Raw genomic sequence first — 16,844 nt, 5'->3', positions numbered from 1 at the left:
ATATGTCTAACGACCAGCCGCGATCGCATCTACACCTGAGTATCATTGATTCTTTAGAAGTTCTCGGACTGAAACCCGGTGCATCGCAGGCACAGGTAAAGCAAGCTTACCGTAATTTAGTTAAAACTTGGCATCCCGATCGCTTTGCTGACCAACAGCAAAAACAGGCAGCTGAGGAAAAAATCAAAAAAATCAACGCCGCTTACAATCACCTCAAAACCGAACAACTACCTACTGCTGTTGAACCTCCAACTTCGCCAAGCAAGCCTAGCAAAGTCTCTGTCAATCGCTGGAATGCGGAAACTTTCTATAATTTGGGAGTGCAGAATGCTAGCCAAGGAAGATATGAAGAAGCGATCGCAGATTTTACCAGCGCAATTCGTCTCAATCCTCGCTATATTGAAGCATACAAATATCGCGGGCTAGCTTGTTCTCAACTGGGATATGAATATCGCGCTACTTCAGATTTAAACAAAGCTGCACAGCTAGAACAAGAATTGAGAGGTGTAAAAACTCCGTTTACATCCTCATCTTCCAGATGGTCAACTTCATCAAGACATAGCTCAAAGTCTCAACCTCTAGTAAAACGATGGTGTCAGAAAATTAAAAGTTTATTGAAGCTAAACTGGCGTTGGGGATGACGTACAAAAGCGATCGCCAATCTTACATACTGGGTATTTTTATTTACATAAAGATAAAAATTAAACTTTTAATATAGTAATTATCAAGATTACAAGTAGGACATTTAAAGATTTCATAAATTAGTAAAACTATTAGATACTTAGCCTGTTAATAAGCTAATAGTTATCAAATGGTTGCCTATATTCCACCTTTGGATGGAGGAAAAACTCCCTACTCGCGATAGAGCCGTGGACGCGATCGCAAAGGTTATTCTGATGTTGTAAAGACGTTAGGTAACAAATAGAACACTATTTAAAACCTAAATAAACATATTTTCAAAAGCAATAAAACATTTGATTATTGCAAAGTTTAGTTTAGCAATTTTTCCAATTGAGGAGTGAAATAATGACTATGAATAATCCAGGCGATCGCGAAAATTACCGCAGCGAAAATCGGCAAGAAACTTATACAGATGCTAACGGTGAGACTCGTACTCACGTGCAGAGAACGACTGAAACAGTTAATAACACAACCAATTCCTATGGTAGTGGTTATGTACATGGTCGTGACAGCGAGCGCAGATATCAGCAAGCTAATTTAGCAGATCGCGATAACGCTAATGCTGCTAATGGCTTACTAATAGGCGTAATCCTCACTTCCCTAGTTACCTTGGGCGTAGGAGCATTTTGGTATTTCAACCAACGCAACAATGCAACTGTTGACAATAGTTCGCCAGTAGTAGTTCCTGTACCTGTACCAAACAGTGCCAGTCCTTCTCCGGCTGCTAGTCAATCTCCTCCAAGCAAAACCACAATCATCGAAAGAACTAGAGAAGTACCTGTTGTAATTCCACAACCCCAGGCTCCAGCATCTTCTGCACCTACACAACCAAATATTAATATAACTGTTCCGTCTCAACGACCTGCTGCTGAAAAAGCCCCAACTACATCGCCAAGTACATCACCCAATACTTCCAGTCAACAAAGTTCTACTAGTAAATCTTCTGCACAAGATAACAAGAGCGACAGTTTGACCAATACTCCATTTTCAGGAACAGACAAGTCAAACACCAATAGCAAAGGTTCCTCGTCTTCGGGAGACAGTAACACTGGGGGTTCTGCTCAGTAACAGAGTCACAAGTGCAAAGCTTCGCGTCCCTTGTAGATCGATACGGTTAAGTTAAGAGATTGTAGGGTAAAACCTACAATCTTTTGCTATAGCGGTATTCCTTACGATGTAAGCATCCCAGCCTGAGCGAACTGTATTGCCTTACAGATGATTGATGTGATGCAAAGCTGTTTGAAATTGCTATCTCCTCTACTTATTAAGAAAAATTGCCAAATTGTTGCAGAAAATTAATACCGTTCAAGTTTGGTAAATACATGGTGACGCACCAAAAAGGAGATGCTACATTAAGAACAAGGTACAAAAAGGTTAAAAGTTCACTAAAACCTTCAAATTAGAGCCTGTGCCTCCTGCTCTAATATCCTCGCAATCACTACTCAGTTGTCGCATCCGTTGAAAGTGTTTTCGCCTTAAACTCATCGATAATTGTTGTGGAGGTGATTGAACGCACAGCCAGAAATACCTGCCTAGTTGGATAAAGGATGCACAAGTAGTTCTGAAGAGATAGAGTTGCGAAGATTGTCCATAGTCCACCTTAGTTTAGCTATATTCCCTCTGAATTTCCAAATTTTCTCGAACGATTGCATATTATTCCAAGAACCGCCCTAAGCTGTCGATATTCTCCCATCGTAGCTTGAGGCGGTTTCTAGTATGTAAGTCAAAAGTCAAAAGTCCAGGGTCAACAGCATTGATTGGAAGGGAAGAGAGACAAATGACCAATGACCAATGACAAATGACTATTGACTAATTAAAGTAATTACAGTCACTTCTGGCGGACAAAATAAGCGTCCTGGGCGATAAGTTCCTAAGCCACGATTGACGTATAACTGATTATTTCCTACTTTGTGAAAACCTTGCGCCCATTCCCAATATCGCACTACTTTCGAGAAATCTCCTAAGAAAAAGGGAACCCAACGCCGCAATTTTTTGGGTAGTTTTTTCAAAAGCTTTTTATAATGAAACACCACAGGCCCAATACCAGGTAATACAATGTGACCTCCGTGGGTATGACCAGATAGCTGTAAATCTACTCGCCATTGTTGCAATATTTGAGCAGTATCTGGGTTGTGAGATAAAACAATGCGGGGTGTGGCGGAGTCTAGTTGAGTGATTACTGGTGCAGGTTTAAACTCTCGCGACCAATAATCGGCTAATCCTACTAATGGTAATTCTTTTCCTAGGGGATAGGCGATTTCATTCCACAAGACATGGATTCCAATTTTAGTAAAAGCATCTGTAACTTCTGCTTTGGAGTGGCTGTAATGGATGTCATGATTACCAAGTATGGCGTAAATACCATAACGACTCTCTAAATATTTCAGTCGTTGCGCTAATTTATGAATTGGGGCGGGATCGTCGGTGACATAATCACCAGTTAATACAACTAGATCGGGTTCTGCTTCATTACTGAGTGCGATCGCTTCTTCTAACATTTCTTCCGATAGTCGCATCCCATCGTAATGAAAATCTGACAATTGTACTAACCTTATACCTTCTAAAGATGTAGGTAAATCTGTAATCTTAACCGTTATTTTATCTACTCTTAAATGTCCTGTAAATAACCAATGCATAGCGCAACAGACACTCCTGATAGCAGCGCTTACAGCTTACCAAAAAATAAAATCTATCTTAATTAATTGCTATAAATTTACCTGTTTCTCATCCTTAATTTGGGAAATACACAAATGGTAGACAACGACCGCTAACTAGGGATTGTGGTAGGCAATGCCCAGCCTACATATATTTATATGTAATATCAATAGAAGGTTTTAACCCAATAAAATCAAGGCTTTGTTGTTGCGAATGTGAGTAGCAATTGAGTAGCAGAATATCAAGTTGAGTGTAATTACTCATCTGTCCGTGGGTGTTGTTCAAAATAGTCGAATTTGTCATCTATCTCCCATAAAAGAGCAGAATAAAAAATGTGACTGCACGAGCGACAGTAGAAGAGAGTCCTCACACCACACCCTTCATCAAAAACCCGTCGATAATAATCCTGTGATGTGCATTTTGGACATCCGTACCATTTTTTCATCAAAGCTCCTATTTATTCGCTCGTTAGATCTCGATATGCAGCTTTAATAATCCGTACCAAAACATAAGCGATCGCTGCATCTAGATTTCGATCGCAATATAGTATTGCGGCAATTTCGTCTGTTACGTCGAGCGGTTGCCGATCGGGTGAATTCACAAAGAAATCGGCTGGACTAACTTCGAGCCAATTGACCCGTCACCCGACCCGTCACCCGGTAAGTGACGGTAAAAAAAGGGAAGATCCAAAAGTTGAAAAGCAGATGCAGCTTAAATTTTTCATTGCCGAAAAAGCAGAAACGCGTAGGCGGACAAGTAAACTTGCCTAAAACAATTGCAGCATTCCGCAATACGGGGAAAGTTATAGGTTCCCAAAGTACGTAACGTATCGCCAGGTGGAAAGCAACAGATTTGCAACGGCAAAACTCTATAGTTTCTACAGAGCGTTAAAACCCTTAGACGTTTTTCTAGAAACCTATAAGGGTCCATTGGTATTTCTCACCAGAGTTTTACTAATCCCTCAAGGTGTCAGTAAAACGTTTTAGTCCCAAAGACCGTCAAAGCGATTGACACATTCGGTTATTGAGTCTTTTTACCGAAAGTTTACCGCGAACTGGTGGAGGGAATGACGCAGATGGGCATTATTAATTAATTCCGTCTTTGTAGACTAAATTCCTATGAAAAAAGCTTTTATAACTCTGCTGGTGACGCTACTGGTCGGTTGTTCAGCAAATGCCCGAACACAACAAAAGTCTTCTACATCTGGCAATGAAACAATCGACTTCCCAAAAGCCTTGGCGCTCAGGGATGGTAAGACGCAACCAGCACAGGTAGCTGTGTATAGAGAGGAATTTGAAAAATTTAAAAAACTCTGCGTTGAGAGTAGGGCTGATTTAGCTGGCATGGTTTACAGCATTGCCAAAAAAGGAAAGGCGGCGGGTTACAAGTGGTCTACAAATCTCGATACCTTGAAATCTTTTGCTTTATCGGCAGAAAGCTTTGACCGTAAACCAGGCCGTTGCTTTCAGGTTTATCAAACATACCTCGAAAGCTTGCAGGAAGAATCAAGGGAATCAAGCAAGTAATCAGATTGACTCGCGTTGCAAGACTTCTGCTTTAACTTCCGGCTTCACTTCAACTAGTTAGCGTAAGTGGAAGTTGAAGTTGGAAGTTTTCGGCGGGGGCATCTGTGGATAACTGCATCGGCTTTTGCAATGGTAGCGCGTCTATGTTTTTGAGCAATATATTAGAAGATACCGCTATTTTTTAGGAATTACTGTTAAAATACACCTTGAAAAATTTTGTCTACAATCGCCAAAACCCGCTACTGACGCGGGTTTTAGCCGTCTACACCCGATTGTTTTCCTTGTTTCGCTGTAGACGCTTGAACAACCGGGTGTAGACGCATTGCAACCGCACTTGTGTCCGTCAATTGTTCGCCTATTACCCCCCATGCAGTGCACTTGTAGCCGTCAATTGTTCGGGTGTAGACGCTTGAACAATTGGGTGTAGACGCATTGCAACCGCCCATGCAACCAACAATAGTCGCACTGTAACCCATCAAGAGGAGCGCTTAAGTTCCTTGATGAAAGCATCAATCGCCTTACCTGCTGTGGATTGCCTGCCAGTTTTTAGCTTGTTGAGCGTGCGGTCTCTAGTTATAGTCAATTCATGGTCGGTTAAACGCCCGGTAGTGCTAGTATCCTTCTCTGCTACCGGGCGTTCGACTTTCCCCGCACTTCCTCTAGTTGCGATCGCACTTCTTGCTTAATCAATTCTTTGATGTCTACAGGTGTATGCAGTATTGTAGACGGTTTTGTAGACAGTCCTAGATGTTCCAACATGAATCTCTGTGCTGTCTGGTTTAATGTCTCACCTTCAAGCTGCAATGCTTCTAGCGCTTGCACTGCTTCATCTGGCAAGCGGAATGAGAAAGCTTTACTAACCATAATTCCGTACTATATACAATCTGTCTACAGGATACAGTCTTTTATCACTAATTGCCTACAGCCTGTTGACAGTTGTGTGCAGGTGGCTATACTATATGTATGCAAGCTGAATACAAATTGTATGCAGCAGGTTGAGCGTGTAAATCGTAGCGTCGTGTCGCTCCCTAAGTGCGATCGCTTTTTTGACAAGAATCTGATCCAATTAATGAAAAATACCTGATGCTAAATGAAGTCAGGCGTTGAAAACGCGCCCTGGAGGGAGAAACTACCACATCTCCCCCACCAGCACGACTTCCCCCTTAACGTCGTTAATCCACCAAGGAGACAATCTAAAATGTTAGCGCCAAGTACACCCTTTTGGGGAATAGCTTGCAATGTGCCTCGGTTTTGGCGATTGCGAGTAGCCAAAGATTTTCCTAAGCCAAAATATTACATCGGTCAAACGATCATCCATCTTGTCTGTCTGCAAGGCACGACAAGCGAATTTTTGGTGGATGTCATCGGCATTTCCTGGACTGGGGAACAGTGGCAATACGAGATTGAATTGCCAGAGTGTCACCCGTTTTACGATCAGTTTGACCAGCGCGTTGAGTGGACTGAAGCTAAAGCTTTGAAACTGCCATGACTAAACGCGATCGCTTTTATTGCCCAAAGTGGTTGAATAAAATGTGACATTAAAATGCCTCGGTCGATGTTACCAGTACCTTCCGAGGCGATTGTCTTGGCAAAAACACTTTCTGCACCTAAAGCATCAGTAGTTAATCCAAGGGAGTTAAGGCTATTACCCTTATTCTGACTTAAGTCAGGATTTTTGTGAATGGACTGATTGACGGAAGTTTTACTAATACGTTTTAGGTACAGTGATGATTTTTGTCTTGTTTGACGACACAGAAAATTCGTTCGAGAAATCGAACAAACAAATAAACCTCACTAAACAATATTATGAAAAGAGAAAACGCGCACGCCTTGGTGCAAGACGCTCTAAGAGATGACGAATACATCAACGCTACCAAATGGTGTAAGCATTTTGGGACTCGACTTGATAACTGGAAGCGGTTGCCAGAAACAAAAGCTAGATCAGAGCATTTAAAAGCTACACAGTTAAATGCTGAACCCTGGATTGTTGAGCGCGTAGGTAAAACTTGGGAGACTTGGGTTCACCCCATCATGGCAGTTCATCTAGCCAGCTACCTTGATCCAGGCTTCGCCAACTATGTAGCCGAGATTTTTATCAGGTATGTCAAGGCTGACCCAACGCTCGCAGCTGATATTGCCTCAAGGCAGGAAACGACTGAGGGGCTGGACATCATTAACAAGGCTGTCCAGAAGCGTTACGAGTTTCTTAAGTCTGAGTTGGCCCAAAGCTATTACATAATCAAAGACGCTTGGGGGGATAAGTTACACTACAACACTCTTACTGGAGAGATTCAATTAAATGGGAGTCCTTTAGAGTTACAATTTCTCGAAACCAAACTGAAGCTAGAGCTTGACGTCAATGTCGGAAGAAAGGATGCAGAACGAATCGTTACGACTCTAGCTGTGGTCAATACCTATCCTTTAATGGATGCTGCAAGTCAGCAGATATTCGGCAAAAAGTATTGGCTTGAAATCAAGAGAAGAAACTTTGTACCAACGAAAGAGTATCCGACCCCGCCAAGGTTATTTTAAGGCTTAGTCTTTAGGATACCCACAGTCACGAACTGGGGGTATTTTTTGGCGATCTAATCCCCTTGCATGATTGACTAACTAAAAATAGAAAAATTTAAAAGTTTGGAAAAGTACTGGATCATCTGGATCATCTGGATCAGTATATCTCATCCATAAGTCAAAAAAGTCACCCTAAAATGTTGCTAATACGGCTAAAACAGGGATTGATGGGTGATCAGAACTACAATTTCTCTGTCAGTGATGCAGATGGTCAGAACTTGACCCACTAATTTTTAGTGAGTCAAATTTCTTTGTTAGAGATATAGATGTATTAGCATACTTAATTCTTCAGTCAAAAGTAGCACATTCACCTGAGGCTAACACGATTAAAACAAAGGTTAACTGTGTACAAAGTTACATTTTCTTTCACCTGACACTGATCCAGATGATCCAGATGATCCAGTACTTTTGCAAACTTTTAAATTTTTCTATTTTTAGTTAGTCAAACACGAACGTCACTCACTAACGAACAACAAGCCAGAGCGATCGCCCTTTTTGGTAGATGGGAGCGATCGCTTTTTATTGAAAACGAGTAGCAAAATCAAAACCGCCTGAAATAGCGGTTAGAGAGTCAAAATTAGTAGCAATTGAGTAGCAAAAATCAGCCGACGCTACTCTTAATCTTTCAAAGCATTGATATTAAAGGCAAATCGCGTTAACTGGTGATTACCTCGACAACTTAGCCGAAGAATTTTTTGGCACTACCGATCCGCTTCACACGACTTACTTTAAAAATTTTCTGGTTGCCTCGGTTGCTCGCGCCCGTCATCCAGGTTGCTGGATGGACTGTGCCCTCATTCTCTACGGGGAACAGGGAATAAGGAAATCTACATTCTGGCGAACGCTATTTGGTGCGGACTGGTTCTCTGATGACTTAGGGAACGACAACGACAAAGACGAAAAAATGAAAATGCACCGCTTTTGGTGTTTGGAGTGGGGAGAATTCGAGACGGTCTATAAGCGCAAGGACGTTGAAGAACTTAAGCGATTTCTGGCCAAAAAGGAGGAAACCTTTAGAACGCCCTACGACCGAGTACCAGTTGACTATAAACGCGGTTTTGTTTTCGTCGGCACGACCAACCAAACAGAAATACTCAACGACCCATCGGGCGATCACCGATTTTGGATTATCCCTGTTACTAAGTCAAAAATTCCCGTGGAAGCGGTTCTATTCTGTAGGGACAAGATATGGGCGGCCGCGAACGCACTTTATAAAGCCGGCTATCCTTATATGCTCACTGACGAACAGGAAGCGGCACGGGCGGAACGCAATCGCGACTATCAAGTAATTGACCCGTGGATGGAAATTGTTGAGGAATACGTCAGGTGCAAGGATTTTGTCACCACGCAGGCTTTATACAGCCTTTTAGGCATAGAACCATCTCGCCAGGATGTCGCCAGCGATAAACGCATTTCTGGGGTTATGCGTCGGCTCGGTTGGGAACGCGGCCGCGAAAGCGGACTTCGAGGTAGTCGCGGCTGGAAACGCAAAAGAAAAATAGATGTTTTCCCAGAAAATCAAAATAAGGTGGATCAAGGTGGATCAGGTGGATCAGCAATCCCTGAAAACATTGCAAATCAAGGAAATTTTATGATCCACCTAGAGAACTCTATAGGTGGATCAAAGGTGGATCAAGGTGGATCAGAAAATAATGAGCGATCCACCTCTGAAACCGAAAATGATCCACCTAAGGTGGATCACAAGGTGGATCACAATTTTTCCGCTATTCATCAGGGTTCTAGCGTTTGTGATCCACCTGATCCACCTATAAGTGAAAATTTTGAAAATTCAGAAAATGAAAGTGCAAATAGCAATCGACTTGAAACCGTGGGAGCAAATATACCTATCGAACAGATGGACTTGCCCCCCAGTTTTAACAGCCAAGTTAGCGATCGCCTTGTGACTTTCCTGCCACTGCGAAAGCAGCAAGACAATAAAACTCGCTGGCGGATTCTTGTTGAAGGTCAATCAACAGAAGTTGCAATTTTAGGTAGAGGTAAAGCCGATACCATCATCCAACTAGAAAAACACGCGGCTGAATTTATCCAAAAATGCGATCGCAATTGGCGGACGCAAATTAACCAGCCGGCGATGTATGGAGGAGATGAAGTGCAAGTAGTCGGCTACGACCCAATTACCCGAAAGTATCAAGTGCAGTTAAGCTCTAGGCTATTTCAGTACGTCAAAGCCTCAAACCTCAGCAAGCCTAAGCCTTAATCGCAAAGACTGAGATCGCACTTTTCAACTGCCTGAGAGTAAAATAAAGCACTAACTATTAGTGCTAATCTCTCATGGCTGAATTAACGCTCACGCAACTTTTTGGATCTGGCGCAACTCAAGACGCGTCTACTCTAACTATTCAAAAATCGGCACTAGTCGCCCAAGGATTAACCGCGAGTTCGTCTAATACGGCTGAATCGTTGGTAGTGGCATTAGTAAAGCAGTGGCAATCTGTGGCAACGCCCACGGCGCAAGAATCTAATGGCGATATCCAAGTCACCATTGAAGACAGTTATCAAAGTATAGTTACGCGTAACAATACCCAATACAGAGAATTTTCAAAAACGATTAAGTTACAAATAGAAGATACAACCAGCACGATAGATCCGGATGATTTTTAAATGGATTTATCGCTAGCTCAATGCTTCGGGGAAAGTGCTACCCAATCAATTGATTCTCTTGTTATTACTAAAAGCGAATTGCCGGGACTAACGCCAGATGCCAATAATACGGCTGAATCGTTAGTCATTGGTATTTTGTTAAAAATACTCGAAAACTTTGAAGGTAAAATCACCACAGAATCTGGCAGCACTATTACCTTAGAAAACGGTCAACCTCTTACCTTCAACCAAGGCGATATCGCCAATACTCTTTATTTAGAGTACTGGCGAATTATTTTTAGGAGTGGAGCTATAAACTATCGAGTATTTCAACTAGCACTACATGTTTTCAACGATTACCCATGACTGAAATCAAAGATTTAGCCATTACAAAAACAGAAGCTGGCGATAATGATTGGTTAATACTTCAAGAAGCATCAACCGGACAGACTTACAAGATAAAAGTATCAGATTTTCTTGCAGGGTTATCCAACAATAATGGCAACAACAACGACCAATACGCTAGCAATGTAAGCTTGCTTCTAGGGATAGTCGATGGCAGTCTTGTTGATTTATCTAGCAACGGTTTTACTCTCACAAATAACGGAGCATCAATCAACGCTGATAATCAAATTGTCAGTAATGGCGGAACTACCAGGATAACTACACCTGATGATGCAAAATTCTATTTGAGTGATGATAGTTTTACTGCTGAAGTACTAGCAATACCGACGACGCTCAACAACGATACCAAGTACTTTATTAGTCAAGCGAACAATGTAGCCGACAACGCTAACAGACAATTTGCTTTTGGGATTAATCAATACGGTGTTCAGTGGTACTGGACTACGAACGGCTCAACAGACCAGTATTATCAGTTCGCTTATAACTTCAGCGTAGATACCCTTTATCACGTTGCAGTAGTCAGAAAAAAAGATACCGTCAACGAGACCAATAAACTAGCCTGCTTTGTAAACGGAGCAAAGATAGGGGAAATTGACCATTCCCCGACATACTTCAACAGTACCGCTAGCCTGGTATTACTCGGTTTTGGAAACTATTCTACCGACGGTTATACAAATCTCACTTGGCAAGGAAAAATCAAAAATAGAGGACTAAGATTAACAAAGGGAATTGCAAGATATTCATCTAATTTTACTTCACCAACAACTTTTTAATGCATGACAGAATACTGCAATATCGGTGACAAACCGAAAGTAAATTTTAAGTTTGCAACACAACTCGAAGAAATATATCAATCCAATGTTTCCCCGATTGATGTGTCTGTTGAAGACTTCAGTGTTAACACAATAAACTACAATCCGAACGGTTATAGAATATCCTTTTACTCGACAAACAGTGGGACACCTGGAATTCTAACCGTCAGGGATTACAACATAGTTGACACGGGTAATGGCAATCAAGATTTACGATACGTTCTACAAGTTCAAAGATGTGGGGAAGACGGATTACACGACTACACAAACGTTGACCCAAATAGTATTACTGTTATGCCGACTGTTACTTGTCCTGATGTAAAACCAGATAAATATCGCAGTAGATTACACGTTAAGGAATTGGGGCAAACAAATGATGTATTCACAGTTGAAGGTGATTACCCGTGTAAATATCGTGTCGCCTGTTCGGATTGTCCGCCTGGTACTTGCAGGTGTGACTGTGATAATTACCCTGGCTATTGCTGCTTACCTTGTAATGAAATTGGACAAAAGATAGCGGTTATTACTGAGGCAGTTAGGAGGTTAAGTAATGGCTGATTGCTGTGAAGAACTTAAGGCAAGGTTAATTAAACTTGAGGCTGAAATAGCCAAGATTAAACCAGTTAATGAAGATAGTCTTATTGAGAAAATTAAAAACATTATCTTGCCAATTGTTGCTTCTAAAATCTTTGACCAAATTAATCCACTCAACCAAAACATCAGTAGAGTAGACACGCGAGTTAGTAATCTCGGTAGCTCATTTGAATCTACATTACGTCAGATGAATGCTGCTATTTCTGATGCTCAAAAAACCGCAACAACTGCTAAAAATACCGCTGAAGCTGTAGACGTTGTAGCTAAAAATGCTGCTAGAGATGCGAGTTTAGCTAATGGTTTGAGCGTTCAAGCAAAGAGAACTGCTGAGGGTGCAAATACTGCTGCTGGTACTGCAAAAAATGTTGCTGATAGCGCTAAAGGTGCGGCTGATATAGCGAAACTTGCTGCTGAAAATGCGGGAAAAGAAGTAAATGGATTGAAAAAAATTACTAGCGGTCTTAGTTCAACAATTGAAAAAGTTGATAAGTTCGTGGGAGAAGTTAACGGTAAGGCAATAAGAGCGTTAGAACGTGGGGCGGAAGCAATTGGTATTAGCAAAAACGCTCTAGCTGCTACTGGTAGGTTAGGTCTTAAAATTATAGAAATATTCAACATTATCGCTACTTTCTTTGTGCTGTTTGAGCAAATAGCAAACTTAGAAGTTTTAGGTGCAAGAATTGACGCTGTAGAGAATCAAGTAAGCGCACTTGATAACGCTACCAATGGATTCTACAGATTAATTCAACTTGCTAATGCTGAAATAGGTAGATTGAAGGCTAAATTTCCTCCAGTTGAGGACTTATTAAATCGCGCTTATATCGAAGCATTGAACGCTGGGAGACAAATCCCAGTTATCAGAGAAACAGCTAACCAAGCTAGGGGAGTAGCAAGCAATGCTTACTCAACTGCTGCTACAGCAAGCGAACGGGCGATAGCTGCTAATACTGCTGCTAGAAGCGCTCAAGCTGTTGCCAACAAAGCACTTACTGTTTCATCTTCAGCTGATACCAAAGCAAGACAAGCCGCGGCCGATGCAATACGCGCCAGTGCCAAAGCAGATCTCGCAAAATTAACAGCCGACCAAAGTAATACGCTAGCCAAAAAAGCCGGAAGTATTGCCTCTAGTGCTTTAGACAAAGCTGGAACGGCACTAACAACAGCACTCACCGCGATCGCACTTTACAAAGGGCTGAAATTGCTAAGGGGAATTCCCGGCCCGCGCGGTTTACCCGGTGCAGTCGGGCCAAGAGGTTTACAGGGTTTACCCGGTCGAGATGGCGTTACAACCGTCGTGCAAGTCACCTTACCTGGTGTTCCCGGCCCGCAAGGTAGAACAGGCCCGCGCGGGCCTGTTGGTTTACCCGGTCGCGATGGTCGAGATGGTATTAACGGTATTAATGGCAGAGATGGTCAGGATATGAACCCGGTAGATTTAGAAGAAATTAAGTCCAGACTCAGAAGAATTGATAGTAAGACTTCTGCAAATTTAGCAATAACTAGTACTGTTAATCTCAAGCTTGGCGCTCAAATTGTTGGCGGGATTGGTGGTAGTCTCACTAAATTTTACGAATGGGCACACATAGATAGAGCGCTCAATCTTCTGACAACTGCTGCTACGATTCATAATGCGATGATGTTAAGCAATGACATCGCCGGAACTTTAGGACAAGCATTATCAAACGTATTGCAGCTTATTGGGATTAAAGATAAAGACGGGAACGGATTAAATATCGGCTCAATTATTGGTTCAACAATTGAAAATTTTGTTAAAGGAATTATTGGAACCGAAAATTATACAGAACTATCAGCAGCGTTTGCCAAGGCTAATAGGATATATCAAGCCACTACTAATGTGCTTAATAGCTTTTTGAATATTGCTCAAACTATCCTCCAAGCTAATGAATTAATAGCAGGATATACAGGGAAGATTGGGAATGCTTTAAAAAAGGGAGGAGTTGTTTTAGAAAGTGCTTATGGCTGGCTCAATCCCCAACCAAAATTCAACAGGGTTACATCTTTCTTAGAAAATTTTGGAACTACTGCTTCTACTATCCAAGCAGTTACGCAAGCCCCATTAGATGTTATTAATGCCGTGACAGAGTTTAATAACTCTGCTACGGAACTAACTAAAGCAATCAAAGAAGACGACAAACCAGAAAATAAGTCTCCTGCTGTTCCAGAACCAGACCAATTAAAAGCGAACGAAACTCAAGCTTTAACAATATCTCAACCAGTAGCTTTTGATTTTTCAGATTTATTTGATGGGGAGGATTTATAATGACGTTGCCAGAAGGCTTTGATGCTTTTGAGCATCTACAACAAACTTATAGGGCAGAATTTAATAGAAGAGTTGACCGCTATTTTAGTGATGTAGAAGGAACGGGCGATTTGAGTTCTGTTAGATCATCTTTAAAACTTGCTTGTCGGATAACTGATGACGACAACGACGCAATTATGAATATGCGTCGCAGTCTATTTTTTGATGTTATTGGGTATGGTCGTAAAAATTTATCAATTACTTATGGAACTCCGTTCGGCACTGCTCCCCCGGTTGCTGCATATCCACAATTATTTTTAGTGTTTATGCAGGATGCATCTGCACAAGCACCACAAGATGATTTAGTAATTCATGAAAAATCTTGCAGATTAATGAAATATGCTTGCGCGTCTGGAGAATCCAGACCAGCGATCACAAAAGCTAATATGACGGAGATTGCTACTGAAATTAAAGAATTATTCTTAGAAAATCATAAGGGAATTACCTATACATCAGGGAATAAATCAGCTTCTTACACTGACCCTAGTAATGGTTTTCCACGAGGAAATTATATGTTAGTTAATTCTAAAACTGATGCAGTTAATATTTTTGAGAAAATGTGTAATGCAATAGATGTACCTTTCAAGGGAGCATCACATATAGTTTTAAACGACCCTGACAAAGAAAGTACAACCACTGCAACAGCAGGAACTACAACAATTCTTGGTAAATCCGTAAAAAATCGACGTTACCGACCAGTTGCAGTAATGCGGTTTAGATATGCATATATTTCTTTAGGTAATTTGACTGACCCTATATTTCTCATAGATACAACATTTAGAAATCAATCTTTAGTAAAATGGTACTAAACACTTACGTACAAAGAAGTTGAACACCTTATAGGTTTCTAGCCAAACATTGAAATAAAAATGCAGTTTACAATCGCAGTTAACCTTAATTTGGATAACTATATATATGTCATTTCGCGACCTCAGACGCTATGAAACTCAGAAGGCTGCATACGATAATTACAAAGCTTGGCAAGCCTTAAGTCCAGATGCCAAACACGCAGCTTTTGCAGCAATTACAGACGAAACTAAAAGAGCTAAACCAAAACGCGTAAATGGGTATATATCCCCCTTTAATCAAAGCGGAACAGCGCTAAGATATATCATTCTTCCTGTTCTTAAAAAGACCCAAGACGGGCAAGGGGCAGGAGTTGGCAACGCTCTTACTACAATTTTAGATACTTATTATATTGACGATACCGAAACTGCTCCTACTGGGGGAGGTATTGAATATAAAAGATTTAAAGCAGCTAAATTAAGCTTTACTCTCAGGCAAACTTTCGCTAAGAAAACTAGCCGCATAACCAAAAGAGTTTATTTAAAACCAGATGTAGATACATATACTGGTGCTTTTGGTCAGGCTTCTGGCGGTCAAACTTATGCGACGGTTTCAGCGTTGCTAATTACTGCTTCTCAAAATTGGGTAGATGCAGCGGAAGCCGGAACAAAAAGAAGTTACAAGCTCATTCCTGAAGGAGCTTAAGAGTAACTACCCTTGAGGATTTAATCATGAGTGAAATAGCCCAAAGGACGGGGATAATTTGGACTCCCTACGATGATATAAACTTGCTAGCCGTAGCAGTAGATGCCGAGGCTTGTATGGATGAAGCCAAGAATATGGCAGCTATCAACCAAGCTGCTAGAGATTGGTTAGATAATAAAATTTCTCTGAGGGATTATTGCGATATTCTCCAGCTAAATGATGTTCATAATCCTTTGGAGCTAGTTCACGACTTTTGCGAACACACGGAATTAATTATGCGAGTAGGTGCGTAAATGAGCAGGATATTAGAGTTAGGTAATGGTGATAATTTTTCACTGCAATACTCTAACTCTATTCCCCCTACCATCATAGAGATGACCACAGGAAGAGATATTTATGCAAAGCTAACAGAATTATTTATTCCTATAACTTTCAATAAGCCAATTATTCTCATTAATATTACTACTACCGTTCCTATAGGTAAAATATGGCGTTACGCTGGTAGATGTCGCCAGATTCTACCGACTGCCCTAGGGGATGCGATTGCTTTTAATAAAAGTCTGTTTTTAGGTAAGAGAAATATATTATTTTTTGCTGATAATGCAGTTGATTATCAAATATCATATTTAGCCCCATCCTGGTTTATCGATCTAGGAATAACAGTCTACCAATACGATGGCATCGATACAACAGATCTTGATAACAAGCTTTCAAGTATTGAATTAAAAATAGATGCTTTGTAATTACAGTATTTATCCTCTTATCATTCATCTCTGCATAAAGATAAAATAACTATTAAGATTCTACACAATAAAAAGCCGACGCATAGGCTAACGCGTCGGCTTTCATAAGTTGATTTTTCCAATACAGTTGAAGGTTATATTTTATCATGTCAGATATTATTCAAACCGCTTTAGGAGTGGCAACTCTCCTCGGTTTTGCGCTCAAAATTTATCAAAATATCGATAAACGCAACGACGAATTAACAGAAAAGATTGCCTCTTTAGAAGCGCGAATTCGCGCTCATGAAGTCGAATGCCAAACCAGAAACCACTACTTTGAAACGATTTTAAAGCGAGTTGAAAACGCTCTTGACGCCCGCAGGGCGGCGTAATATTTTTATGGGCATAACAAGCAATTAGAGGATTCTATTCCAGAGGATTTAGTCGCCTGCCCAAGACTAAATCC

19 protein-coding genes are annotated in these 16,844 nt (G+C 41.1%); 16 read left to right on the top strand and 3 right to left on the bottom strand.

All coding sequences use genetic code 11. From position 1 onward, the window contains the following. Window positions 1-2: 2 nt before the first annotated feature. Window positions 3-641 (top strand): J domain-containing protein, encoded by a 639-nt coding sequence (locus AACU33_RS19265; RefSeq protein WP_096590187.1) that lies wholly within the window; start codon window positions 3-5, stop codon window positions 639-641. Between the two features lie 385 nt (window positions 642-1,026). Continuing rightward, entirely contained in the window at window positions 1,027-1,749 is a 723-nt protein-coding gene (locus tag AACU33_RS19260; protein WP_339376145.1) for a hypothetical protein, read from the top strand. Between the two features lie 734 nt (window positions 1,750-2,483). Here the strand turns inward: AACU33_RS19260 and AACU33_RS19255 are convergent. Then, window positions 2,484-3,317 (bottom strand): metallophosphoesterase, encoded by an 834-nt coding sequence (locus AACU33_RS19255; protein ID WP_096590186.1) that lies wholly within the window; start codon window positions 3,315-3,317, stop codon window positions 2,484-2,486. 476 nt (window positions 3,318-3,793) lie between these two features. Then, entirely contained in the window at window positions 3,794-3,937 is a 144-nt protein-coding gene (locus AACU33_RS19250) for a hypothetical protein (protein WP_339376144.1), read from the bottom strand. 517 nt (window positions 3,938-4,454) lie between these two features. Here AACU33_RS19250 and AACU33_RS19245 point away from each other — a divergent pair. Next, window positions 4,455-4,862: a hypothetical protein gene (locus AACU33_RS19245; protein ID WP_096590185.1), complete on the top strand. Its 408-nt coding sequence runs from the start codon at window positions 4,455-4,457 to the stop codon at window positions 4,860-4,862. Window positions 4,863-5,489: 627 nt separating this feature from the next. On the opposite strand, the gene AACU33_RS19240 is transcribed toward AACU33_RS19245, so the two are convergent. Then, entirely contained in the window at window positions 5,490-5,726 is a 237-nt protein-coding gene (locus tag AACU33_RS19240; RefSeq protein WP_096590184.1) for a hypothetical protein, read from the bottom strand. A 334-nt stretch (window positions 5,727-6,060) separates the two neighbouring features. On the opposite strand from AACU33_RS19240, the gene AACU33_RS19235 reads away from it, so the two are divergent. The 13 genes from AACU33_RS19235 (at window position 6,061) to AACU33_RS19175 (ending at window position 16,770) form a co-directional block, all read left to right on the top strand. Next, entirely contained in the window at window positions 6,061-6,351 is a 291-nt protein-coding gene (locus AACU33_RS19235; RefSeq protein WP_096590183.1) for a hypothetical protein, read from the top strand. Between the two features lie 317 nt (window positions 6,352-6,668). Further along, a complete protein-coding gene (locus AACU33_RS19230; RefSeq protein ID WP_096590182.1) occupies window positions 6,669-7,394 on the top strand; it encodes a KilA-N domain-containing protein in 726 nt (241 codons plus the stop codon). A gap of 688 nt (window positions 7,395-8,082) precedes the next feature. After that, window positions 8,083-9,651, top strand: a complete 1,569-nt coding sequence (locus tag AACU33_RS19225; RefSeq protein ID WP_096590181.1) for a VapE domain-containing protein — start codon at window positions 8,083-8,085, stop codon at window positions 9,649-9,651. Window positions 9,652-9,725: 74 nt separating this feature from the next. Then, a complete protein-coding gene (locus tag AACU33_RS19220; protein WP_096590180.1) occupies window positions 9,726-10,055 on the top strand; it encodes a hypothetical protein in 330 nt (109 codons plus the stop codon). Beyond that, entirely contained in the window at window positions 10,056-10,400 is a 345-nt protein-coding gene (locus AACU33_RS19215; protein ID WP_096590179.1) for a hypothetical protein, read from the top strand. It abuts the gene before it with no gap. After that, complete coding sequence (locus tag AACU33_RS19210; RefSeq protein WP_096590178.1) at window positions 10,397-11,212, top strand: LamG-like jellyroll fold domain-containing protein; 816 nt, start codon at window positions 10,397-10,399, stop codon at window positions 11,210-11,212. The genes AACU33_RS19215 and AACU33_RS19210 overlap by 4 nt, the downstream gene beginning before the upstream one ends. 3 nt (window positions 11,213-11,215) lie before the next feature. Next, window positions 11,216-11,809, top strand: a complete 594-nt coding sequence (locus AACU33_RS19205) for a hypothetical protein (protein WP_096590177.1) — start codon at window positions 11,216-11,218, stop codon at window positions 11,807-11,809. Beyond that, complete coding sequence (locus tag AACU33_RS19200; protein ID WP_096590176.1) at window positions 11,802-14,126, top strand: collagen-like protein; 2,325 nt, start codon at window positions 11,802-11,804, stop codon at window positions 14,124-14,126. The genes AACU33_RS19205 and AACU33_RS19200 overlap by 8 nt, the downstream gene beginning before the upstream one ends. After that, a complete protein-coding gene (locus tag AACU33_RS19195; protein ID WP_096590175.1) occupies window positions 14,126-14,974 on the top strand; it encodes a hypothetical protein in 849 nt (282 codons plus the stop codon). Before AACU33_RS19200 ends, AACU33_RS19195 begins: the two co-directional genes overlap by 1 nt. Window positions 14,975-15,080: 106 nt before the next feature. After that, on the top strand, window positions 15,081-15,656 hold the full coding sequence (locus AACU33_RS19190) for a hypothetical protein (RefSeq protein WP_096590174.1): 576 nt from the start codon (window positions 15,081-15,083) through the stop codon (window positions 15,654-15,656). A gap of 26 nt (window positions 15,657-15,682) precedes the next feature. Further along, complete coding sequence (locus AACU33_RS19185; protein WP_096590173.1) at window positions 15,683-15,949, top strand: hypothetical protein; 267 nt, start codon at window positions 15,683-15,685, stop codon at window positions 15,947-15,949. After that, the gene (locus tag AACU33_RS19180) at window positions 15,950-16,399 is read left to right on the top strand and encodes a hypothetical protein (protein ID WP_096590172.1); all 450 of its coding nucleotides are present in this window, start codon (window positions 15,950-15,952) and stop codon (window positions 16,397-16,399) included. A gap of 146 nt (window positions 16,400-16,545) precedes the next feature. Continuing rightward, complete coding sequence (locus AACU33_RS19175; RefSeq protein WP_096590171.1) at window positions 16,546-16,770, top strand: hypothetical protein; 225 nt, start codon at window positions 16,546-16,548, stop codon at window positions 16,768-16,770. The last annotated feature ends 74 nt before the right edge of the window (window positions 16,771-16,844 follow it).

Source organism: Calothrix sp. NIES-2098, assembly GCF_963875125.1.
Classification (GTDB): Bacteria; Cyanobacteriota; Cyanobacteriia; order Cyanobacteriales; family Nostocaceae; genus Aulosira.
This window is presented reverse-complemented; position numbering and strand designations above follow the sequence as displayed.